This is a genomic window from Neobacillus sp. FW104-15D2, assembly GCF_058790155.1.
Map to the genome: position 1 here is coordinate 92,631 of NZ_JBYTCJ010000017.1, position 22,032 is coordinate 114,662.

Genomic DNA, 22,032 nt, shown 5'->3' on the forward strand with positions numbered 1-22,032 from the left:
ATAAAATCTATTATGGGGTGAAATCTATGGCAATCAATTTACAAAAAGGGCAAAGAGTAGATTTAACGAAAACAAATCCAGGATTATCAAAAATATTGGTAGGCTTGGGCTGGGACCCAGTTAAGAGCAGCGGTGGAGGCGGCGGTTTATTCGGCTCACTGTTCGGCGGTGGAAGCAGTGCACCAAACGTGGACTGTGACGCATCAGTTATTATGCTTGGTGCGAATGACAAACTTACCAGCAATAAAGATGTCGTTTATTTTGGAAACTTAAAAAGCGCTGATGGAAGCATTCAGCACTCCGGTGATAACCTTACTGGAGACGGAGATGGAGACGATGAGCAGGTACAAGTAGATCTTTCAAGAGTCCCATCAAACATCCAAAAGCTTGTATTCATTGTTAATATTTATGACGCTGTAAAAAGAAAGCAGCATTTCGGCATGATTCAAAATGCCTTTATCCGTGTTGTTAATCCATCAAACGGGCAATCTTTGCTTCACTATAATTTAACGGATGATTACAGTGGAAAAACATCCTTGGTTGTAGGTGAAATCTACCGCCATGGCACTGACTGGAAATTTGCTGCTGTAGGTACAGGAACAAACGCAGCCAGCCTTGGCGAAGTAGTAAAATCTTATAGCTAAAATTCATTCTTTAGCGGGGTGACAAGATGAGCATTAATTTATCAAAAGGACAAAGAATCGATTTAACAAAAACAAATCCTGGCCTGACAAAGGTTATCATCGGACTCGGCTGGGATACAAACCATTATGATGGCGGCCAGGACTTTGATCTCGATGCTTCAGCGTTTCTAGCTGATCTAAATGGAAAGGTAGTTAATGATGAAGACTTCATTTTCTACAATAACCTGGTTCATCCAAGCGGCTCAGTGGAGCACACCGGCGATAACCGCACAGGTGAGGGTGATGGCGATGACGAGCAAGTTAAAATTGACTTTAGCAAAGTTCCATCTCATGTCCATAAAATTGCCATTACAGTTACTATCCATGATGCTGGCCAAAGAAACCAGAACTTCGGTCAGGTATCGAATGCGTTTGCCCGTGTAGTAGATGAAGAAACCGGCCGTGAAATTCTGCGTTTTGACCTCGGTGAGGATTTCTCCGTTGAAACTGCTGTCGTTATTTGTGAGCTATACCGCCATAATGGTGAGTGGAAGTTCAACGCTGTCGGCAGCGGCTTTGCTGGAGGACTAGCAGCACTGTGTCGGAATTTTGGATTAACTGTATAAGAAGATAATAAGAGGTGCCGAGGGGCATCTTCTTTTTTGGCTAATCAGAATTTACATCCCTAAATTCTGAACGCATAGGTAAAACTAGGGCATCCGCCAAAGGGACTTGGCGAATGCCAAGTTTTTCTAATGGTGAGGTATTCCATAAAATAACAGATAAGGTGGGCATTTTACAGCCTACTAATCTATTTCCCCGTGCTATAATTCTAGTAAAAAGAGAACATTGGGGAAATGAAAATGAAAAAATGGATGACTTCATTAGTGCTGGCTGTGTTTTTTCTCTCCATGATTACTACTTCCCACGCTTCTTATGATGGAAGATTGCTATCAGAGTTCCCAAGAAACTCAGTATTATATCAAAATGTAAAAGAGAAAAGTGCACGCCAATACTTAAATAATATCATTATCCTCCCGGAAGCTACTTTTGATCATAACCAGGCTGAAGGAATGATCGGGCGGATTGGATCTTTGCCGGTATCTATGCTCCAAAAAATTAATAGAGATGGTATATATATTAAATTATTTAATGGTCAGCTGACCGATAATCCCACTGCTAAATATTTAAATGGTGTGGTTCCCCGCGGCTATCCTAACAATAAAACCACCTGGAACGATGTCCCTGGAATGGGAGGATCAAAGCTGGTCCTAGTAAAAATCGGCAGCAGCGAGAAAGGAAAGGGCCACAGCTCGGTTAACCTGGAGCTCCATGAACTGGCTCACTCAATCGACCGTTATGTTTATAATGGAATTCGCAGCAATCCAGATTTTCTAGCAATATGGAATACAGAAAAAACGGCACTATTTCCTGGAAACTCGTATTTCCTTGATTACCCAGAGGAATACTTCGCTGAATGCTTTGCAATGTATTATCTTGGACCTCATACAAAAACGCTCTTAAAAGATAAAGCACCTGAAACTTTTAACTATATTAAGTCATTAAGATAACTCTCAGGGGTTATCTTTTTTTGGGAACTGTTAATTTTTATGAAAAATTAAATACTACTTGAATAGGGACCAGCAAAGAGTCTTACCGGTTGATCTAAGAAACAGGAGGGGCTTCTCACTTTTTATAACCTATGACTAATGTTGATAAGGCCCATTTCGTTTGGAATAAAGGCGAACGCATGAAGTGGAAACCAACAAGAAAGTTTAACGTGCTAGAATAATAAAAATTTTTTAATCGACAAGTCTCGTATGTTAAAATGATTAGAAGAGTATTTGGGGAGTGAAGGATTTGAAACAGTATTTGCAGCTTTGTGAGCATATTTTAGAAAACGGCAATGTAAAAGAAGACCGTACAGGTACAGGCACAATTAGTACCTTTGGCTATCAAATGAGATTTAATTTGGAAGAGGGCTTTCCTCTATTAACGACAAAAAAGCTACATTTACGTTCTATTATCTATGAGCTTCTCTGGTTTTTACAGGGAGATACCAATGTAAAATATCTTCAGGACCATGGAGTTCGTATTTGGAACGAGTGGGCTGATGAAAATGGCGAGCTTGGACCTGTATACGGCCATCAGTGGAGATCATGGACCGGAGCAGACGGAACGACTGTAGACCAGATTAGTGAATTAATTAGCCAGATAAAAAACAATCCTGATTCCCGCAGATTAATTGTTAATGCGTGGAATGTTGCAGAAGTTAATAAAATGGCCTTACCCCCTTGTCACTGTATGTTCCAGTTTTATGTGGCAGATGGAAAACTTTCTTGCCAGCTTTACCAGCGTTCAGCGGATGTATTCCTCGGGGTGCCTTTCAATATCGCATCGTATGCACTTTTAACATTAATGATTGCCCAGGTATGTGACCTAAAACCAGGTGAATTTGTGCATACCTTTGGTGATGTTCATATTTATAAAAATCATATTGATCAGGTTAAAATGCAGCTGGAAAGAGAGCCTCGCACACTTCCACAGCTTAAAATTAATCCTGAGGTTAAAGATATTTTTGGATTCCAATTTGAAGATTTTACACTTGAGGGCTATGATCCGCATCCGCATATTAAAGGAGTTGTCAGTGTTTGATTTCTTTTATATGGGCAATGGACGAGGAGAGGGCGATTGGGAAAAACAATCAGCTGCCATGGCATTTGCCAGAGGATTTAAAGTTTTTTAAAAGGGTTACTATGGGACACCCTATCGCCATGGGCCGAAAAACCCACGAGTCAATTGGACGCCCGCTTCCAGGGAGAGAAAATATTATTATCACCCGGAATAAGAATTATTCGAGTGAAGGCTGTACGGTTTTTCATTCGGTAAAAGACTTTGTGGAATACAGCCGCCAAATAGAGGACGAAATCTTTGTAATTGGCGGAGCGGAAATATTTATTGAGACTTTTGAATATGCCGATAAGCTTTATCTAACAAGGATCCACGACCGATTTAGCGGTGATACCTTCTTCCCTGAATTTGATTTGTCAGAGTGGAAATTAGTTTCGAATGAAAAGGGCATTAAAGATGAAAAAAACCCGTATGAATTTGAGTTTTGCATATATGTAAGGCAATAAAAACAATGACCCTATCACGGTTGTGATAGGGTTGGTTTCTTAAAAGGATTATTAGTAGCCTAGTTCGCCCATTTCATATTCCGCGAGCCTTGAAAGCATTCCGTTAAATTCATGCGGCTGGCAGAATTCATCTTCACGGAAGTGCGCTTTCACCCATTGAATCAGTTCTTTTGGGCTGTTAAAAAACTCTCCGCTTGTGTCGCTTTTCCTAATCATATAACGCCCATTGTCATCATCAATCGTGATTTCTACCGGCAGGGCACCATCAAAGCTATCCAGGGAAAATTCCATTTTAATCACTTCCTTTTTAAAAATTCATTTCTTTTGACATAGTATATGCAAATCTCAATGGAATATTTTCAAAGTGAAAGAAAAGTTTGAAAATAGACATTTCCGGTTTTGTACATTGACTTCGTTAATAGATATTGTTAAATTGTGAATAGAGTTAATGCATAGAAATGCTTTTCTCTAAAATGTAAAATGTCACTTTTTCATCATTTAGATTCATTTTTGTGAACTTCTTATGACTTTTTTATTTTATTTGGCCCAAGCAGCCTTTAAAATACTATAATCATAGTAGATTTAATATTGATAACCTAAAGGGGATGTTCATCCATGTTTTCAAATATCGGCGTACCAGGATTAATTTTAATATTGACTTTGGCCCTGATTATCTTTGGACCAAAGAAGCTTCCTGAAATCGGCCGTGCATTTGGGCAAACGCTTAAGGAATTTAAAAAGTCCACTCGCGAGCTTACTGATGATGTTATGCATGATATCGATGAAGAAAAGAAAAATTTGACTAAATAAGGTGTAAGATTCGTCTTGCACCTTTTTCTTTAGCTATTCCGAATATATTAATCAATTAGGAAACTGAAAGCATCGTCCTCTTGATTTTTTTTAGAGATGCAACAAACGAATTGGCAGGGGAAAAGTATGGAAGATAAAGAACTTCATTTAACCGATCACTTAGAAGAGCTAAGAAAAAGGCTGATTATAACCGTTATTGCCTTTATGATTTTCTTCATTGTCGGCTTTATATATGTAGAGGATATTTATAAGTGGTTCGTTCGTGACCTGGATATAAAATTAATGGTACTTGGCCCCAGTGATATAATGTGGATTTACTTTACTCTAGCGACTGTGGTTGCAATAGCCTGTACCATTCCTGTGCTGGCAATCCAAATATGGGCTTTCGTTAAGCCTGCCCTGATGCCGAAGGAAAGGAAAATTACTCTTACCTATATCCCGGCGTTGTTTTTCCTGTTTTTACTCGGGCTTGTATTTGGATATTTTGTGATCTTTCCGATGGTTTTAAAATTTCTCGTCGACATGGGCGGAGATATGTTTGTTACCAATTTTACCGCCGAAAGGTATTTCCAGTTTATCATGAATATGACTCTTCCATTTGGGGTTCTGTTTGAATTGCCTGTCGTCGTCATGTTCCTGACTTCATTAGGGATTATTAATCCTTTTGTTTTATCCAAAATCCGCAAATACGCTTATTTCGTATTGATTATCATCGCAGTGGTCATTACGCCTCCGGACTTTATGTCGGATTTCGTTGTAACCTTGCCATTGTTGTTCCTTTATGAAGTAAGTATTAATTTATCAAAAATTGTGTATAGGAAGAAACTTAAAAAAGAAGCAGAATGGGCAGAGACAGAGGACAGTGAAGAGGAAACCGGAGTAGTACAATAGAATATTATTTTCAAAAACCTTCAGAGCGATCTGGAGGTTTTTTTGCTTTTATGAATAATTTCTTAACGTACGACGGACAGGACAAGGAAAGCTTTGTCAGCTATATTATTGCACGATGGAAAAACTTCTGCTTTTCCGAGTAAGCCCTAGTCAGACGAAAGCCATAGGATAAGGAAGACTTCGTCAGTTTTACCCCGCATGGGGAAAAGGCATAGCTTTTTCGAGGATGAACTGTTTGGAGTGGAGTGTGATAAGCAAAACTCGGCACTCGCCAAAAGGACTTGATGAATGCCAAGTTATATGTTGGTGGGAGTTTCCACTAAAAATAAGATAAAAATACACTTAAGAAGACTTTGTGTACTTTTCGGAAAATTCAAGACTAATTCCCTATATTTATGCTACATTTACGCTGAAAAATATATATTTTCTACTTGTTAAGTGGAGGGGAAAAGCGGATGAAGAGACAGAAAACCGTATATGAAGCCGCTATTGATCATGGATTTACACGCCGGGATTTCCTGAAGATGTGTACAGCTGTAGCAGCCGCTCTCGGTCTGGAATACACCCAGTCCGACACCGTTGTTAAGGCTATGGAAACGAAAACTAGAGTGCCGGTCGTATGGCTGCAGTTCCAGGACTGCACAGGCTGTTCGGAATCATTTATCAGATCATCACAGCCAAAGACTGAAAGCGTTCTGCTCGATATGATTTCACTTGAGTATTCTGAAGTGCTTTCGGCAGCTTCCGGCCATCAGGTCGAGGCCGCGATGAAGCAGGTACTAAAGGATTACAAAGGGGAGTATGTCATTGCGGTTGAAGGAAGTATCCCAGAAGATGACTCCTTCCTGTCTGTTGCAGGACAATCCGCAAAAGAAACATTCCTCGAAATGGCGGAAGGCGCAAAGGCAATCATTGCTTACGGTTCCTGTTCTTCCTGGGGAGGAATTGCCGCTGCTCATCCAAATCCAACAGGGGCAAAGCCTGTTACAAGTTATGTGAAAAACACACCGGTCATCCTGGTGCCTGGCTGCCCGCCAATAGCAGAGGTTATGACAGGTGTTATTGCCCATATAATTACTTTCGGAAAGATGCCTGAGCTTGATAATCAGGGAAGGCCTAAAGCTTTCTACCGCCACCGCATTCATGATAAATGCAACCGCCGGGCATATTTTGATGCAGGCCTGTTCGTTGAGGATTTCGATGATGAGGGCGCCAAACAGGGGTATTGCCTTTATAAAGTAGGCTGCAAAGGACCGACAACTTACAACTCCTGTGCCGAAATGCGCTGGAATAGCGGGGTTAGCTATCCAATCCAATCCGGAAACCCTTGCATTGGATGCTCAGAAAATGCCTTTTGGGATAATGGCCCATTCTATACAAGAAGAGCTAAGATACCTGGAACACAAACTACAATTAATCCTGATATGGTCGGGCTTGCTGCTATTGGGGCAACCACTGCCGGAATTGCTGTTCACGCTGCAGGGACTGTAATCAAGAAAAAGAAAGACGACCAACGAGGTGACGAGGAATGAGCGAACGAATAGTTGTAGATCCGATTACCAGAATTGAAGGCCATCTTCGAGTAGAAGTCGATGTTGATGAAAAAGGAACAATCAAGGAAGCATACAGCTCGGGTACGGCAGTCCGCGGACTTGAGCTTATTGTAAGAGACCGTGATCCCCGTGATGTCTGGGCTTTCGTCCAGCGGATCTGCGGTGTATGTACGACGGTCCATGCCTTGGCCTCCATACGATCGGTTGAAGATGCTCTTAAAATAAAAATCCCAAGAAACGCTCATTTAATTCGCGACATCATGAATGAAACACTTTTTGTTCACGACCATGTGGTTCACTTCTACCATCTCCACGCATTGGACTGGGTCGATGTTGTCAGTGCTTTAAAAGCAAATCCTGCTGAAACCTCGAGGATTGCACAGTCCATCTCAAGCTGGCCAAAATCATCACCTGGATATTTTACCGATGTACAAAACAAAGTGAAAAAGATAGTGGAAAGCGGACAGCTTGGAATTTTCGCAAATGGCTATTGGGGACATAAAGCTTATAAACTGCCTCCTGAGGTTAATCTATTGGCTGTAGCCCATTATCTTGAAGCGCTTGACTGGCAAAAGGAAATTGTAAAAATTCATACCATCTTCGGTGGCAAAAACCCGCATCCTCACTATGTGGTGGGAGGTATGGCGACACCGCTGGATATTGATAGTGATAACGGCATTCATGCTGAGCGTCTGATGCATGTATCTCAGCTGATTGACCAGGCTAAAGAGTTCGTTAACCAAGTTTATATTCCTGACCTTCTTGCGATTGGTTCGTTCTATAAGGACTGGACCTATGGGGGAGGATTAAATAACTATCTATGTTATGGAGATTTTTCAACAAGTGACTTATACGATGTGAAAAATTACAGGATGCCAAGAGGAGTAATCCTGAACGGCAACTTAAATGAAATCCATGATATTGACCTAAAAGATCCTGAACATGTACAGGAATTTATCGATCACTCCTGGTATACCTATGATGGCAGTGAGGGTGACGGTCAGGGCAAGCATCCTTTTGAGGGTGAGACAGCCCTAAATTATACAGGACCTAAAGCACCTTTCAAAAATCTTGATACGGATAAGCAATACAGCTGGCTTAAGGCACCTCGCTGGAAGGAACATCCGATGGAAACAGGTCCTCTAGCCAGGATGATTGTCGGATATGCTGCTGGTAAGGATGAAATTGTCGGCATAGTTGACGATACGCTTAAAAAACTTGGCCTTCCTATCTCTGCTCTTCAATCCGCATTGGGTCGTACCGTAGCCCGGGGGTTGGAAACTGTGCTCATTTCAGGATGGCTAAGAAATGATATGAATGAGCTGCTGAAAAATATAAGGAGCGGCAACCAGGTTACCTTTGACCGGACCAAGTGGGATCCGTCAAGCTGGCCTAAGAGAGCCAAGGGTGTTGGCTGGATGGAAGCACCAAGGGGCGCACTGGGTCACTGGATAGATATTGAGGACGGAAAAACAAAGAACTACCAGGCAGTCGTACCATCAACCTGGAATGCTTCACCAAAGGATCATAAGGGTGAAATCGGTGCTTATGAGGCAGCGCTGAAAGGAACACCGATGCTGAATAAAGAACAGCCACTGGAAATCATGCGCATTATCCATTCCTTTGACCCTTGTCTTGCTTGTGCAGTTCACTTAACAGATTTGGAAACGAACAATACGACTGAAATTCGTTTAGGTTAGGAGGAGAGGCAATATGTCAGACCTCATGCCACATATACCGAATCAAATGCCTGCTCCCCTGCCGGATCCCGCCCCCGGGAAAAGCAGCGAGGCATCTTTCCATCCAGAAAGGCTAATAAAATATAAGCCTATCAAAACTGAATCGGTAAAAGTGTATGTTTGGGAGCTTCCCGTCAGGATTTTTCACTGGGTTAATACTTTTGCGACTCTTCTATTAATGATCACTGGAGTTTACATTGGAAAACCTTTTGCATCTGCATCTATTGGCGGAGAAGCCTATTATTCTAATTTAATGGGCTGGGTTCGATACATTCACTTTTTCGCCGCCTTCCTGTTTACGCTTAATCTGATTTACAGGCTATATTGGACATTCGCCGGAAATAAATATGCAACGTCCAATCCATTCAGGCTGATATTTTGGAAGGAAGTTTTTGAGACAATCAAATTTTATCTCTTTTTGAAAAATAAAAAGCCGCACTATGTAGGTCATAACCCTCTGGCGCAGCTTAGCTACTGGATTTTTATCGGATTGGGTTCATGGATTGTCATGCTGACCGGATTTTATATGTATTTTGAACCTCAGCACGAATCCGTCTGGGCCTCACTGTTCAATTGGGTGCCGTTCCTGTTCGGCGGTGACAGCTATGTATTAAGATCCTGGCATCACCTGGCTGCTTGGGGGTTCATGCTATTCATGTTTATCCATATTTACATGGCTTTCCGGGATGATTACCTGGAACGCAACGGCTCCGTTTCTTCCATGATTACAGGCTATAAAACGGAACCTAAAAAAACAGTTGGTGACAAACATGAATAATAGACAGATTGATAAAAAGGTAACGATTTTAGGAATTGGCAACACCCTCTTCTCTGATGAGGGTGTTGGCATCCACATTTTGCCCTTGCTCGAGGAAGCCCTTGGCGAGGAAGAAAATGTAGAAATCATTGAAGGCCTGACAGACGGAATGAGATTATTGGGACCTGTTGAGGATGCTGAAAAGCTGATTATCATTGATGCGATCAATGCGGGAAAAACGGGAGGAACAATCATCAGGCTTGAAGGCGATGAAATTCCAGCTTATTTTGGCATCAAAATGTCAATCCACCAGCTTGGATTTCAGGAGGTTCTTCTTGCTGCAAAAATGCGGGACCGCTATCCACAGCAAATTGTTATGTATGGCATGCAGCCTACATCCTTAGAGCTTGGAGTGGAATTAACAGATACGAATCGTGAAAAGCTGAGTGAACTTGCAGAAAGGATTATCGACCAGGTAAATCAATGGAGAGATGCCTCATGAAAAGACTGGATTTTTTAAAGGAAATGGGCGGAAGCTTGTTTGAAACAGTCAAGTCGGTTTATGAACCCTTTTTAAAGGAAGATTTGGAAAAAGTTGAGGATGCTGCTGACCGTGTTCTTGGGATTGAATGGCACCCACTTGATTCCCAAACAGAAAATCTCGAACTCCGATTTATTGGGGGAAGACCCGTCATATTGTTTTCTACTGATACGAACATGCAGGCATTCAGCAGTATTTGTCCTGTATGTTCGAATATTATTACCCTTACAACACTATATTCAAGTGGAAAATGTTTGAATTGTGAGAAAGAATATTACTTTTTCACCGGAAAAGGCGAGTTAAAGCTAGAAGAATTATCAGTGAAAAAACGAAACAGCCAATATTTTGTTGGTTTCCAAAAGATAAAGAAACAAGGTGGCAGCCATGCATGAAATGTCATTAATGGGGGATATTCTTCAGCTGGTACACGAAGACGCTTGCAGTAAAGGGTTCGAAAAAATTGAGAAAATAGAGCTGGTGGTTGGCGAAATTTCAAATGCGATGCCTGAAGCACTGCAAATGGCCTTCGCCATCTTTAAGGAACAGAATCCGCATTTGTTTTCACAAGAAGCAGAACTGGTGATTCAAATAGAAGAAGCACAAGCAGAATGTGTCATTTGCGGACTCCAATATCATCCTGATTATAAAATTGCCCAGTGCCCTAGCTGTGGTGTTCCATCTGGGAAGGTAACGAGCGGAGAAACATTTCAAGTCCTATCATATGAAGGGAGCGGTACGAAATGAAAGTAACTTTACGGACAGACGTGTTAACCAACAACAATAAAGCAGCAGAATTCAACAGGGAGCTGTTTGAGAAAACGAAAACAATGGTAGTCAACATTATGAGTTCCCCAGGTGCCGGTAAAACGACTGTGCTGGAAGAGACCGTTCGTTCCCTGTCAGGAAAGTATAAAATTGCCGTGATAGAAGGTGACCTCGCTACTGAAAAGGATGCGGACCGTATTCGTGCAATGGGAGCACATGCTATTCAAATTAACACTCATGGCGGCTGTCATCTTGATGCAAGAATGATCGCTGCAACTCTAGGAGAGCTGGATTTAGATGAAATCGACCTTTTGTTTATTGAAAATGTCGGAAACCTTGTCTGTCCTTCAGGTTATGACCTTGGACAAAATCATAAAGTGGCCATCCTTAGCGTACCTGAGGGCAATGATAAAATTCCAAAATACCCAACTATGTTCATGAGAACGGAACTTGTTTTAATCAATAAAATCGACCTTCTTCCATATTTGGATTTCAGCCTGGAGGAAGCACGGCAGGACCTTTCCGGACTTAATCCCGAATCTTATTTAATCCCGCTGTCCGCCCGAACCAATGAAGGTATGGATGAATGGTTCTCCTGGATTGAAGGGGCGTACCAAAGATGCTTAGAGCAGTAAAAGTTGCCGTCCAGGGGAGGGTGCAGGGAGTTGGCTTTCGGCCTTTTGTTTTCCAGCTTGCTGAGAAATATCATCTCGCGGGTACAGTGCAAAACAATATGGACGGAGTCAAAATCCATATCGAAGGAGAATCGGTCCAAATTGAAGTTTTTTTATCTGATTTGGAAAATAAAGCACCCCGGCTTTCAAAAATAAACAAGATCATTCGTGAAGAAACGGCGGTTAGCGGTAGATCAGGCTTTTCAATCATTCCAAGCGAGAGAAGCGGAACATCGATGCTCATCATTCCAATTGATTCTGCTGTCTGTGATGACTGTCTGAACGAAATGAATGATCCGAACGATTTTCGGTATCAATACCCCTTTATTAACTGTACTCAGTGCGGACCTCGCTATACGATTATTCGTGAACTTCCCTATGACCGTCCTTACACAAGCATGAGTGAGTTTCCTATGTGTGATGACTGCAGGAGGGAATATGAGGACCCCATGAACAGAAGGCATCACGCACAGCCAATTGCCTGCCCAAAATGCGGTCCGCAGGTAAAGCTGCTTGATATCAATGGAAATGAGCTTGAGTCAGCCACTCAAATCGAAAGCACAATAAAGCTGCTGTCTGAAGGCAAAATCATTGCAATAAAAGGGATTGGCGGTTACCACCTTTGCTGTGACGCAAGGAATGAAAAGGCTGTAGCTGAGCTTAGGAAACGGAAAAACCGTCCTATACGGCCGCTCGCCGTTATGGCTGCATCATTGCAAGCAGCCAAAAAATTTGCTGATATAACAAAAGAAGAAAAAGTTTTAATGGAGAGTCCCGAGGCACCCATTGTTATTTTAAAAAAGGGAGAAGCATACAGGCTGGCTGAGAGTGTCGCGCCAGGTATGACGACGATTGGAGTTATGCTTCCTTATACTCCTCTTCATCATTTGCTTTTTCAGACAGGAGAAATCTCCTGCCTTATCATGACAAGCGCGAATCCTTCCGGCCAGCCGATTATGTATAGAGATGATAAGGCTTTGGATTACATGAAGGGAATTGCCGATTATTTTCTCACACACAATCGGGAAATTCTGCATCCGGTTGACGATTCAGTCGTTCAAATAAATAATGGAAAAACCGATTTTTTCCGCAGGTCACGAGGTTATGTTCCGGACCCATTTGCAACAGACAGGGATGTTACGGGAATTATTGCACTCGGAGGACAGCAAAAAAACACCTTCACAATTGGACGAAACGAACAGATATTTATAGGACCGCATATTGGTGATCTGGAAAACCTTGAAACCATTAATCATTATAAGCAGGAGTTGGAGCATTTATTAAAATGGATTGACACACCTAAAAAGGCGGCCGTAATTGATGCGCATCCTGGTTATTATGTGCGTAAACTTGCAAACGAGTTTGCAAGAGTGATAGAGGTTCAGCATCATCATGCCCATATGGCAGCCTGTATGGAAGAGCACAAAATCGAGGGTGAGGTTTTCGGGATCATTTTAGATGGAACCGGGTATGGTCCTGACGGAAATGTTTGGGGATTTGAAATCCTACATGGGGAACGTGCTGATTTTAAGCGGCTTGCGCATTTAAAATACACCCCTCTTCCTGGGAACGAAAAAAGCATTCGTGAACCATGGAGAAATGCTGTTGCCATGCTAATGGATCTCCATGGAGATCGAGGAGCAGAGCTAGCCAAAAAGATTTTTCCGGAAAAAACAAACGAGATTGATATTCTGCGAGCCATGATTGATAAAAAAGTAAATACAATTCAGGCGGGAACATGCGGCAGATTATTTGACGCGGTCAGTGCGATATGCGGCATAACAAAAGTATCAACATACGACGGTGAAGCGGCAATTCTTTTATCAGAGTTAGCCAATGAGAATAACATCTTAACGTCTTACGGATACAACTTTAACTTTGAAGACGGTCATCTCGTATTTGATTTTTCAAAAATGATAGAGCAAATTGCAGAAGATGTACTTTCTGGAATTGATAAATGCAAGATTAGCGGAAGGTTCCATGAGACAGTAGCAGAGGCAATCATCCGAGCGATGGAGATTATAGTCAGAGATTCTGAGAGAAAAGTAGTTTTGTCAGGAGGCAGTTTTCATAACCGATACCTTCGCAAACGAATAAGTGAAGAATTAACAAAAAAAGGATTTGAAGTATTTGTCCCTGAAAAAATCCCCTGCAACGATGGAGGCCTTTCATTTGGCCAGCTTGCCGCAGCGGAGGCAAAGAGGAGGAAGGAATCATGTGTGTTGGCGTACCAGCAAAAGTAGTCAAAAAAATGGAGTACAGCGCAGTGGTAGACGTGATGGGTTCGCAGACAACGGTTGGAATTATTTTTGTGCCGGAAGTAGAGCTGGGTGATTATGTTATCGTACATGCCGGCCAGGCAATGAGCATCGTTGATGAAAAGTATGCACGTGAAAGCGTGCTGGAATGGAGGAAGCTCATCGATGCTCGAAATTCTGAAAGAGTCTAATAATCCCGAGATATGCAAACCGCTGGTAGAGGCAGTCATTGAAAAAGCGAAAGAATTTCAAAGGAAGTTTGGACGAAAACCGGCCTTCATGGAGGTGTGCGGTTCACATACTATGTCTCTTGCAAGAACCGGTGTGAAAATGTGCTTGAAGAATGATGTAAACCTTATATCAGGTCCCGGCTGCCCGGTCTGTGTAACAGATCAGCGCTCGATAGACGCCATGATTGCCTTGTCAGAGGGTGAGAACAGGATTATCAGTACATTCGGAGACATGATGCGAGTACCAGGCTCCAGTAAAACACTCCTTGATTCCAAAATTGCCGGAAAAGACATCCGGGTTTTATACGCGCCAACAGATGCCATAAAGGTAGCAGAAGAAAACCCAGACAAAGAGGTTATTTTCCTAGGTGTAGGTTTTGAGACTACCATTCCAATCCTGACCCTGATGGTGGGGGAGGCAGAGAGAAGAGGCATTCAAAACTTCTCAATCTGGATGACTACAAAGCTAGTAGAGCCGGTACTTCGCTATTTATTGGATGCAGGTGAAGTAAAATTGGATGGCTTTTTACTTCCCGGTCACGTTTCAATTGTACTTGGAGAGGATTCCTATCAATATTTAGTGGACGAATATAATATATCGGGTGTGATTACAGGCTTTGAAACAGCCGAATTACTTTCCGGAATTTATAAATTAATTGACCTTGCTTTAAAAGAAGAAAAGGCCATTTTAAATAATCACCCAATGGCGGTTACCAAGACAGGAAATCAGGTTATTCATAGTTGGATGGAAAAATATTTGGCTGAGTGTGATGAAGCCTGGCGCGGAATTGGTGTTATCACTGCAAGCGGCCTTGATTTAAAACCAGAGTATGACCAATACAATGCGAAAAAGCGCTTCACTGTAAATGTAGGTGAACCAAGAAAAACGCAATGCCGCTGTGGCGAGGTGATCAGAGGATTGATAACACCTAATGAATGCCCATTGTTCGGTAAAGCCTGCCATCCAATGAACCCAGTCGGACCATGCATGGTTTCAGCAGAAGGCAGCTGTTCAGCTTATTATCAATACATGAGGGAGACCTTCTAATGGAAAAGTATATCAGCCTCGCACACGGAGACGGCGGTGAACTAAGCCACCGTCTAATCCGAGATATATTTATAGAAGCCTTTGGTTCCGATGGCTCTGCTTTATTTGATGCAGCCTCTTTGGGAATTGAGGGAAGCAGGATCGCTGTTACAACAGATTCATTTGTTATTAAACCAATCTTCTTTCCAGGCGGCACCATCGGCAAGCTGGCGGTTGCCGGGACCGTAAACGACCTGGCAGTCAGCGGAGCAAAGGCTCTATATCTAACCTGCGGGTTTGTGATTGAAGAAGGCTTTTCAATCTCCGACTTAAAGAGGATCGTAGAAGATATGGCAGCTGAAGCCCGGAAAACAGGTGTCACGATTGTGGCCGGTGATACAAAAGTAGTAGAACGTGGCAGTGCAGACGGGGTTTACATTAATACAACTGGTCTTGGTGTCTATAAGGAGGGCATTGGCTGCAGTTTGGAATTTGAAGAAGGGGATGCCATCATTGTTTCCGGAAGCATTGGGGACCACGGCATTGCTGTCCTGGCAGCACGGGGAGAACTTGGCATAACCGTTCCTCTAAATAGCGACTGTGCTTCATTAAATAAAATGTTGTGGGAAGTACTTGAAAAAACAGATGGTGTTCGTATTATGAGGGATCCTACACGCGGTGGACTTGCAACTACACTGGTGGAAATTGCTGAAGACTTCTCGTTAACTATGAAAATTAACGAACTGGATTTGCCTGTAAAACAAGAGGTACATGGAGTTTGTGACCTGCTGGGATTTGACCCCCTCTACCTCGCAAATGAAGGAAAAGCGATTGTGATAGTTGCAGATAAAGAGAAAGAAAAGGTATTGGATATATTGAGGAGTTTTCCCGAGGGTCAGGATGCAGTTGTAGTGGGTTCTATAATTGGTAAAGAAAAAGGACAGCTACAGTTGGAAACTCCGCTAGGGTCTAAGCGGCTTCTCTCAAGATTATCAGGGACTATGTTTCCGAGGATATGTTAAGGAAGAAAAATACAATTAACTAATATGTAATAGTACCCCATCGTTTGGTTATTCTTTAAAAGTGCCATGTATAGGTAGTCAAGGTATTGTACCGGAGGTAAGCTTATTTATGTCCCATTGATAGCTTTGTTTTAGGAATGTAAGAGTTAGTTCAATCCGATGCTCTTAATTTATTTTAATTCTTTTCTATCCCTTTAAGTTGAAAATCAGTTTATATATACTTTCTCTTAATAATCCGCTATTCATACTCGCTGGACTCATCATGAATAGAGATTTTCTAACTTAGACACAAAAAAACCCCCAAATAAGGACACTGTGATTATATGTGTCCGTTATTTGGGGGTTTTTCACCTTTTGACAACGCTGCAAAATGTTTTTTTAAATAAAATTATCATCAAAGTGCTATAAAAAAGCTATGAATTACACAATATATCTTCCACCCAAGTGTTTTTATAAAATCCAGTTTCAGGATCAAATTTAAACTCCCAATATGCAGTTTCCTTAATATCTAATACATCTAACACAGGTTTTACCCAAGTTTTTTTAATTTGTTCCTTATTTTTTATTGAAAAACTCTCCATTGTTTTCACCCTTTTCAAACATTTTAGAAAACATTGTAGTAGATAAAAGCTAGTAAGATCCAGCACCGGTGAAAGTGCCCTTATCAAAGTCCATAATGTTTGGTTTTTCTTCGTTTCCAGCATTATCAATGCTATAATACCTTACTATATGCGTAACCCCAGCATAAATAACAAATGGTTTTGTATAGGCAGTCCAGGCACCACCGTCAATCTGATACCAGGTGCTTTTTACTCCAGACTGATTATCTGAAACCTGGAGACTTATTGTGAATCCTTTAATATATTGACCTTGACAGCTGGTACAATATATGGGATCAAGATGGTATTTAGTAATAGGTGGAACAGTATCCGCTGGAGGAATATATCTCACCGTTTGTGTAGCTTGATTCGAGGTAACTCCATTGGCCGATGCTGTAGCCACGTTTGTTACCGATCCCCCATCAATGTCCGCTTGGGTAATCGTGTATTGAGCTTGGCAAGTGACGGATTCTCCAGGGGCAAGAGCACTGTTCGGACAGCTAACTTGTACTTTGTTGTCTTGCACTGTGATCTGCCCAGCCAGCGACACATTACCGGTGTTCGTCACCACATAGTTATAGTTTATAATTTCACCTACAGCACTATAAGTGGTAAAGGAAGCGGTTTTCTGTAAATTCAGCGATTTATTCTGAATGCCATTGACCGTTAGGGTCGCCTGGTTGGAGGTAATACCATTGGCCGACGCTGTGGCCACGTTCGTTACAGAACCGCCATCAATGTCTGCTTGATTTATTGTGTATTGAGCTTGACAGGTCACAGATTCACCGGGAGAAAGAGCACTGCTCGGACAGGTAACTTGTACTTGGTTGTCTTGCACTGTGATTGGCCCAGCCAGCGACACATTGCCGGTGTTAGTCACCACGTAGTTATAGTTGATAATTTCGCCTACTGCACTGTAAGTGGCAAGGGAAGCGTTTTTCTCTAGATTCAACGATTTATTTTGGACCGCTTGGACCGTTAGGGTTGCCTGGTTGGAGGTAACATCATTGGCCGACGCTGTGGCCACGTTCGTTACCGATCCGTCATCAATGTCTGCTTGTGTAATCGTGTATTGAGCCTGGCAGGTTACGGATTCTCCAGGAGCAAGAGCAATGCTCGGACAGGCAACTTGTACTTTGTTATCTTCCACTGAGATTGGGCCGGCCAGTGATACATTGCCAGTATTCTTCACCAAATAGTTGTAGTTAATAACATCTCCTACAGTATTATAATTTGAAGGAGATGCGCTTTTCTGTAGAGTAATTTCAGGATTAGCGGCCGTAAGAATCACGATTTTGTCTGCTGTTCTTTCCTCTTTGGTCGTTTCTTCCACCAATTTAGCATTGTTCACCAGTACGGACTCCGCTAATCCAGTTGTCCCGGTATTGGTTATTGTCATCTTATACTCGACAGTGCCGCTGTCATTCATCGTCCATGGACCCGACTGACTTTTGGTGCAATTAAAACCTGCAGGACATATGGAACTATCACTAATTACAGCTGTACCGTCAATTGTTTGTAAAGAAGTGTCGACTGGGATCAGGATACCACCTTGCTTTGGTGTTGGACCTTTCGGGGTTCCCAAGCTGCCTGAATGGTTTGTAATTGTGACTTGAGCAATAACTTTATAAGTAGAATTACTTTTGCCGTTAAGAGAAATTTCGTACGGATACGATTTAGTTTGACCCGGTAGAAGCTGTTCGCTAGGAATAATAGTTACAGTAGCATCTTCTATGTTTTCTAAAAAGGCGACGATTTTCAAGCCTTTAGTAGTTCTACTGCCGCCATTCGTTACAGTAACTTGACCTCGTACAACGTTTTCGATTGTTTCTGATGCTAGTGAACGGGTGGCCTGCAAAGTGTATAATAAATCAATAGATTTATTGGGTTGAAAAATTAGAGTTTCCTTATCTACAGATTTCTTTAGAATCCAATCATATGCCACTTTCTTAACACTAAAACCTTCTCCTGCTACTGTCGCACTCAAAGTTGTGCCAGCTTGTCCATTGCTAGCAAAAACCACAGAACCAAATATCGACAGTAGTACGTTCAAAACAAGCATTAAACTCAAAATACGTTTCAAGTCCTAACCCCCTTTATGATTTTTCGTTCTTAATTAAGAATGTAACTCAGAAGAACTGGGAGTGTCAAGGAATAAAAATCAACTTTAAAATATTAAGGATAAACTATACATTGCTTAATGTTTGTATCTACTAAAGATCGAAATGTATTAGGATATAGTTCGTAAAGATAGGGTTCACATTTGCAAAAATAGGTACTTTTTTAATTAAAGTCTGCAAGATTATATATTCATTATTTAGGATGGTAATGGAGCATTTAAAAATGAAAATTAATAAAAGTAAATTAGTAGAAGAATAAGGGCTTGGATCGCAGAAGGAAAATATTCACTTTGAAACAAAAGATGGGGAACTAGTAGATGTCAATGTTGCCATGTTACTACTATCCTAATCCATATGCTATGCCAGAGTTTTATTTAAGTATTACTAAGTCTCAAAATATACTTCTCTCCTTTTTATCGGAAGCCTTTTGAAGCATATAGGGGTGTACCTTCAGAAATTGTGAAAGATAATATAAAAACAGTAATTCGTGGACACTCTTTTAAAAAGAACAAAATACGAAATTAATGTACGTGAACAAAATATGATTCACTCGATGGTGAAAGTAGGAGCGTTTCCACATTTAAAAGAAGTAAATGATTTTGACTTTCAACCATCGAACAATCAACAACAAATCTTCGATTTTTTAACGTTCGTTTTATTGAGAAGAAAGAAAATATCTTCTTTTTAGGACCGAGTGCGGTTGGAGATCCCACTTGGCAACATCCATTGGGAACCACGCAGCTAAGAAACGAACGAGTTCGTATTTTATTAAGTGTAATGATTCGATACAGAATCTGAAAAGAGCGCAGTTGGAATTCGCTTGGAAAGCCAGTTGAAACACTTTGCAATGTACAAGCTATTAATTATTGATGAAATAGGGCATGTACTCATTGATCATGAGGATGCTAAGATGTTTTTTCAACTCATTGATACACTTTACGAGAAACGCTGTAAGATATTTACCACGAAAGTAAACTATAAAGCACGGGTTGAAGTCTTCCAGGAGCCAAAGCTCGCTAACTCCATTTTAGATCCTATTTACACCCTGCGACTGTGGTAGTAACAAAGGTAGGGAAATCTTATCGTTTAGAAGGTCATTTAGCCAAAGAAAACCAGTAATTTTATTCATCCTTATACAAGCCTAATTGTACATATTTGTGTTGAAACTTATAAAAATTGTCTAAACTGTAAGTAAACGGTAACGAGGATTTAGTATTTAACATCTTCTTATCATGAAAATTGGCAACAAGTCTAATTAAAAATCAATGGATTGCTTAATGGGCCATCCACCATCCCCTTACCTATACTAATAAATTGGTATTTTATCATCGATTGTAATAAGCCACTTAATTTTAAAGGTATTCAAACTTGATTTTTTTCCCAGATTTTAAATTTAATAAAGTTAATATATTCTCTAAAATCTTCTTTATTTACTCCATCTTCAATAGCCTTTTCAATTATTCTTTTCCACTCTTCATCAAGAATTTTTTTTCCCTTTTTGCCTAAGTGATTTTCTTCATGATCAATGCAAGTCAGTAAGTATTCAATGGGAACCTCTAAAGATTTAGCGATTTTCATTAAAAAATGAATAGATGGATTTTTATTGAGATTCCGTTCTATATAGCTCAAATATGATTTTGAGACATTAGCATGTTCAGCTAGCACAGAAATTGTAATTCCCTTTTCTTCTCTTAATTTTTTTATCCGCTCCCCGATCATAAGCTTCTCCTCTCTAACTATCTCTTACGGTTTATCTAATAAATGTGTTAAAACGCTTTCAAACCTTAACGAATTACAAGAAGTAAATAGTAAGAATTGCAAAAGGTAGAAATTCGTTTTATGGAAGAACAGGTTGGAGTACTTTTCCTCAATGAAGTTTAAACAGTATCTTGATTATTTTTATTATCTATTGGATATTATAAACCAAATTTTGTTCTTTTTAAAGAACTTTAACAAGAAAATACAAATAAACTTCTAGAAATGTCGTTTTAATATAACAACATAGGGACTGAACAGGTTCAAATTACAGCTGGGGTTTATCACGATTAAAATTTAATTCTTAATAACCATAACTTAAGTACCTAGAAAATAGGTGCTTGATTTTTAAAAGTGAGATATTAACACAATTTTATAAATAAAATATTGACTTGTTCTTTATATAGAATTATTATAGGTTTATATAAAGGTTCTTTAAAAAGAACGGAAATCGATAAAAAGTGGTGAAATAATTGGAAAATGAATACAGTTTAAAAAAATTTTTTGATGTAATTAAGAAACGGTTTTGGTTAATTATTATCCTAAGCATTATTTTTTCGTCCTTTGGTGGTATTTATAGTATTTTTTTCACGAATCTCTTATATGAATCTTTTTCCAAAATCATTATCAGGGCAGATGACGATAACATGGCCAACATGATGGTAATGATAAAGGAGCCTGCTTTATTGAATAATGTAGTAAAAGAGCTAGATCTTACAACATCGTCTGAAGCATTAAGTGGGCAAATTTCAGCCGAGAGAATAAATAGCTCTCAAATCGTAAAAATTAGTGTGGTGGATTCTGATCCTACACAAGCAGCAGAAATTGCCGATAAAACAGCAGAAGTTTTTAAACAAGAAATGCCTAAATTATTTAAATTTAACAATATTAGTATATTATCTAAAGCGGAGGTAAATCCCTTTCCTATTAATGATAATAAAAAAAGAAATATTATTTTAGGGTTATTAATTGGAATCCTCACTGGTTTCGGTCTTACATTTTTATTAGAGTCTCTAGACAATACTTTAAAGTCCAAAAGAAGTGCCGAACAATTACTCGGGATCCCAGTATTGGGAAGTGTAACTCGAATAAACCAAAAAAACACATTTTTGAAGAGTAGTAAGAAGGTAAAGGTAGAAGTAAGGAGGGAATCGCTTGGATCTTATAAATAGGAAATCATCACTTTCAAAAAAAATAAGTTTAATTGCGGCTACCAACCAAAAAAGTAAAATTTCCGAACAATATCGAACGATTCGAACGAATTTTCTATCATCCATAGATTGTATAAAAGCAAAAACAATAATTATTACTTCTCCAAAACAAAAGGAAGGGAAATCAACTACCGCTGCAAATTTTTCAATATCATTAGCACAGCAGGGAAAAAAAGTTCTTTTAATTGATGCGAACTTAAGAAATCCAATACTTGGCTGTTCATTTAAGATAGATAATTCTATTGGGTTAAGCAGTGTATTGAATGGAAGAAGTAGGGTTGAGGATGCAATTAAAAATACAGAAGTAAAAGGGTTAGATT

The 22,032-nt window shown here is 40.3% G+C and carries 24 protein-coding genes and 1 pseudogene; 21 read left to right on the forward strand and 4 right to left on the reverse strand.

Going from position 1 to position 22,032, the window contains the following annotated elements:
- Positions 1 to 26: 26 nt before the first annotated feature.
- The 5 genes from AC3WR0_RS14665 (at position 27) to AC3WR0_RS14685 (ending at position 3,760) form a co-directional block, all read left to right on the forward strand.
- Positions 27 to 644: a TerD family protein gene (locus tag AC3WR0_RS14665; RefSeq protein WP_027322022.1), complete on the forward strand. Its 618-nt coding sequence runs from the start codon at positions 27 to 29 to the stop codon at positions 642 to 644.
- 26 nt (positions 645 to 670) lie between these two features.
- Entirely contained in the window at positions 671 to 1,249 is a 579-nt protein-coding gene (locus AC3WR0_RS14670) for a TerD family protein (protein ID WP_492553006.1), read from the forward strand.
- Positions 1,250 to 1,486: 237 nt separating this feature from the next.
- Positions 1,487 to 2,194: an anthrax toxin lethal factor-related metalloendopeptidase gene (locus tag AC3WR0_RS14675; RefSeq protein WP_492553007.1), complete on the forward strand. Its 708-nt coding sequence runs from the start codon at positions 1,487 to 1,489 to the stop codon at positions 2,192 to 2,194.
- A gap of 289 nt (positions 2,195 to 2,483) precedes the next feature.
- Positions 2,484 to 3,278 (forward strand): thymidylate synthase, encoded by a 795-nt coding sequence (locus AC3WR0_RS14680; protein ID WP_492553008.1) that lies wholly within the window; start codon positions 2,484 to 2,486, stop codon positions 3,276 to 3,278.
- Positions 3,275 to 3,760, forward strand: coding sequence for a dihydrofolate reductase (locus tag AC3WR0_RS14685; protein WP_492553009.1), 486 nt, complete (start codon positions 3,275 to 3,277; stop codon positions 3,758 to 3,760). The genes AC3WR0_RS14680 and AC3WR0_RS14685 overlap by 4 nt, the downstream gene beginning before the upstream one ends.
- 51 nt (positions 3,761 to 3,811) lie before the next feature.
- On the opposite strand, the gene AC3WR0_RS14690 is transcribed toward AC3WR0_RS14685, so the two are convergent.
- A complete protein-coding gene (locus AC3WR0_RS14690; RefSeq protein ID WP_492553010.1) occupies positions 3,812 to 4,051 on the reverse strand; it encodes a hypothetical protein in 240 nt (79 codons plus the stop codon).
- 324 nt (positions 4,052 to 4,375) lie between these two features.
- Here AC3WR0_RS14690 and AC3WR0_RS14695 point away from each other — a divergent pair, with 324 nt between their 5' ends.
- The 13 genes from AC3WR0_RS14695 (at position 4,376) to hypE (ending at position 16,027) form a co-directional block, all read left to right on the forward strand.
- Entirely contained in the window at positions 4,376 to 4,570 is a 195-nt protein-coding gene (locus tag AC3WR0_RS14695; protein ID WP_492553011.1) for a twin-arginine translocase TatA/TatE family subunit, read from the forward strand.
- Between the two features lie 126 nt (positions 4,571 to 4,696).
- Positions 4,697 to 5,461: a twin-arginine translocase subunit TatC gene (gene tatC / locus AC3WR0_RS14700; RefSeq protein ID WP_492553012.1), complete on the forward strand. Its 765-nt coding sequence runs from the start codon at positions 4,697 to 4,699 to the stop codon at positions 5,459 to 5,461.
- A gap of 455 nt (positions 5,462 to 5,916) precedes the next feature.
- Complete coding sequence (locus AC3WR0_RS14705; protein ID WP_492553013.1) at positions 5,917 to 6,993, forward strand: hydrogenase small subunit; 1,077 nt, start codon at positions 5,917 to 5,919, stop codon at positions 6,991 to 6,993.
- Positions 6,990 to 8,714 carry a nickel-dependent hydrogenase large subunit gene (locus AC3WR0_RS14710; protein WP_492553014.1) on the forward strand — a complete coding sequence of 575 codons (1,725 nt, stop codon included), beginning with the start codon at positions 6,990 to 6,992 and terminating at the stop codon, positions 8,712 to 8,714. Before AC3WR0_RS14705 ends, AC3WR0_RS14710 begins: the two co-directional genes overlap by 4 nt.
- Before the next feature lie 13 nt (positions 8,715 to 8,727).
- The gene (gene cybH, locus AC3WR0_RS14715; protein WP_492553015.1) at positions 8,728 to 9,531 is read left to right on the forward strand and encodes a Ni/Fe-hydrogenase, b-type cytochrome subunit; all 804 of its coding nucleotides are present in this window, start codon (positions 8,728 to 8,730) and stop codon (positions 9,529 to 9,531) included.
- A complete protein-coding gene (locus AC3WR0_RS14720) occupies positions 9,524 to 10,012 on the forward strand; it encodes a HyaD/HybD family hydrogenase maturation endopeptidase (RefSeq protein ID WP_492553016.1) in 489 nt (162 codons plus the stop codon). Before cybH ends, AC3WR0_RS14720 begins: the two co-directional genes overlap by 8 nt.
- Complete coding sequence (locus AC3WR0_RS14725; RefSeq protein ID WP_492553017.1) at positions 10,009 to 10,443, forward strand: hypothetical protein; 435 nt, start codon at positions 10,009 to 10,011, stop codon at positions 10,441 to 10,443. Before AC3WR0_RS14720 ends, AC3WR0_RS14725 begins: the two co-directional genes overlap by 4 nt.
- Positions 10,436 to 10,795 (forward strand): hydrogenase maturation nickel metallochaperone HypA/HybF, encoded by a 360-nt coding sequence (locus AC3WR0_RS14730; protein ID WP_492553018.1) that lies wholly within the window; start codon positions 10,436 to 10,438, stop codon positions 10,793 to 10,795. Before AC3WR0_RS14725 ends, AC3WR0_RS14730 begins: the two co-directional genes overlap by 8 nt.
- A complete protein-coding gene (gene hypB, locus AC3WR0_RS14735) occupies positions 10,792 to 11,451 on the forward strand; it encodes a hydrogenase nickel incorporation protein HypB (RefSeq protein ID WP_492553019.1) in 660 nt (219 codons plus the stop codon). The genes AC3WR0_RS14730 and hypB overlap by 4 nt, the downstream gene beginning before the upstream one ends.
- The gene (gene hypF / locus AC3WR0_RS14740; protein ID WP_492553020.1) at positions 11,436 to 13,733 is read left to right on the forward strand and encodes a carbamoyltransferase HypF; all 2,298 of its coding nucleotides are present in this window, start codon (positions 11,436 to 11,438) and stop codon (positions 13,731 to 13,733) included. Before hypB ends, hypF begins: the two co-directional genes overlap by 16 nt.
- The gene (locus tag AC3WR0_RS14745) at positions 13,706 to 13,939 is read left to right on the forward strand and encodes a HypC/HybG/HupF family hydrogenase formation chaperone (protein ID WP_492553021.1); all 234 of its coding nucleotides are present in this window, start codon (positions 13,706 to 13,708) and stop codon (positions 13,937 to 13,939) included. The genes hypF and AC3WR0_RS14745 overlap by 28 nt, the downstream gene beginning before the upstream one ends.
- A complete protein-coding gene (gene hypD / locus AC3WR0_RS14750) occupies positions 13,914 to 15,026 on the forward strand; it encodes a hydrogenase formation protein HypD (RefSeq protein WP_492553022.1) in 1,113 nt (370 codons plus the stop codon). The genes AC3WR0_RS14745 and hypD overlap by 26 nt, the downstream gene beginning before the upstream one ends.
- Positions 15,026 to 16,027, forward strand: coding sequence for a hydrogenase expression/formation protein HypE (hypE, locus tag AC3WR0_RS14755; RefSeq protein WP_492553023.1), 1,002 nt, complete (start codon positions 15,026 to 15,028; stop codon positions 16,025 to 16,027). Before hypD ends, hypE begins: the two co-directional genes overlap by 1 nt.
- A 413-nt stretch (positions 16,028 to 16,440) precedes the next feature.
- On the opposite strand, the gene AC3WR0_RS14760 is transcribed toward hypE, so the two are convergent.
- Positions 16,441 to 16,608 (reverse strand): hypothetical protein, encoded by a 168-nt coding sequence (locus AC3WR0_RS14760; RefSeq protein ID WP_492553024.1) that lies wholly within the window; start codon positions 16,606 to 16,608, stop codon positions 16,441 to 16,443.
- Between the two features lie 49 nt (positions 16,609 to 16,657).
- Entirely contained in the window at positions 16,658 to 18,709 is a 2,052-nt protein-coding gene (locus AC3WR0_RS14765; protein ID WP_492553025.1) for a DUF7507 domain-containing protein, read from the reverse strand.
- Positions 18,710 to 19,230: 521 nt separating this feature from the next.
- On the opposite strand from AC3WR0_RS14765, the pseudogene AC3WR0_RS14770 reads away from it, so the two are divergent.
- Positions 19,231 to 19,865: pseudogene (locus tag AC3WR0_RS14770) on the forward strand (ATP-binding protein); the annotation flags it as partial.
- Positions 19,866 to 20,108: 243 nt separating this feature from the next.
- On the opposite strand, the gene AC3WR0_RS14775 reads toward AC3WR0_RS14770, so the two are convergent.
- Positions 20,109 to 20,465, reverse strand: a complete 357-nt coding sequence (locus tag AC3WR0_RS14775; protein WP_492553026.1) for a helix-turn-helix domain-containing protein — start codon at positions 20,463 to 20,465, stop codon at positions 20,109 to 20,111.
- Between the two features lie 509 nt (positions 20,466 to 20,974).
- Here AC3WR0_RS14775 and AC3WR0_RS14780 point away from each other — a divergent pair.
- Positions 20,975 to 21,673, forward strand: a complete 699-nt coding sequence (locus tag AC3WR0_RS14780; RefSeq protein WP_492553027.1) for a YveK family protein — start codon at positions 20,975 to 20,977, stop codon at positions 21,671 to 21,673.
- Positions 21,657 to 22,032 (forward strand): CpsD/CapB family tyrosine-protein kinase (locus tag AC3WR0_RS14785; RefSeq protein ID WP_492553028.1); only part of this gene is annotated, 376 nt, incomplete at its 3' end. The genes AC3WR0_RS14780 and AC3WR0_RS14785, both read left to right, overlap by 17 nt.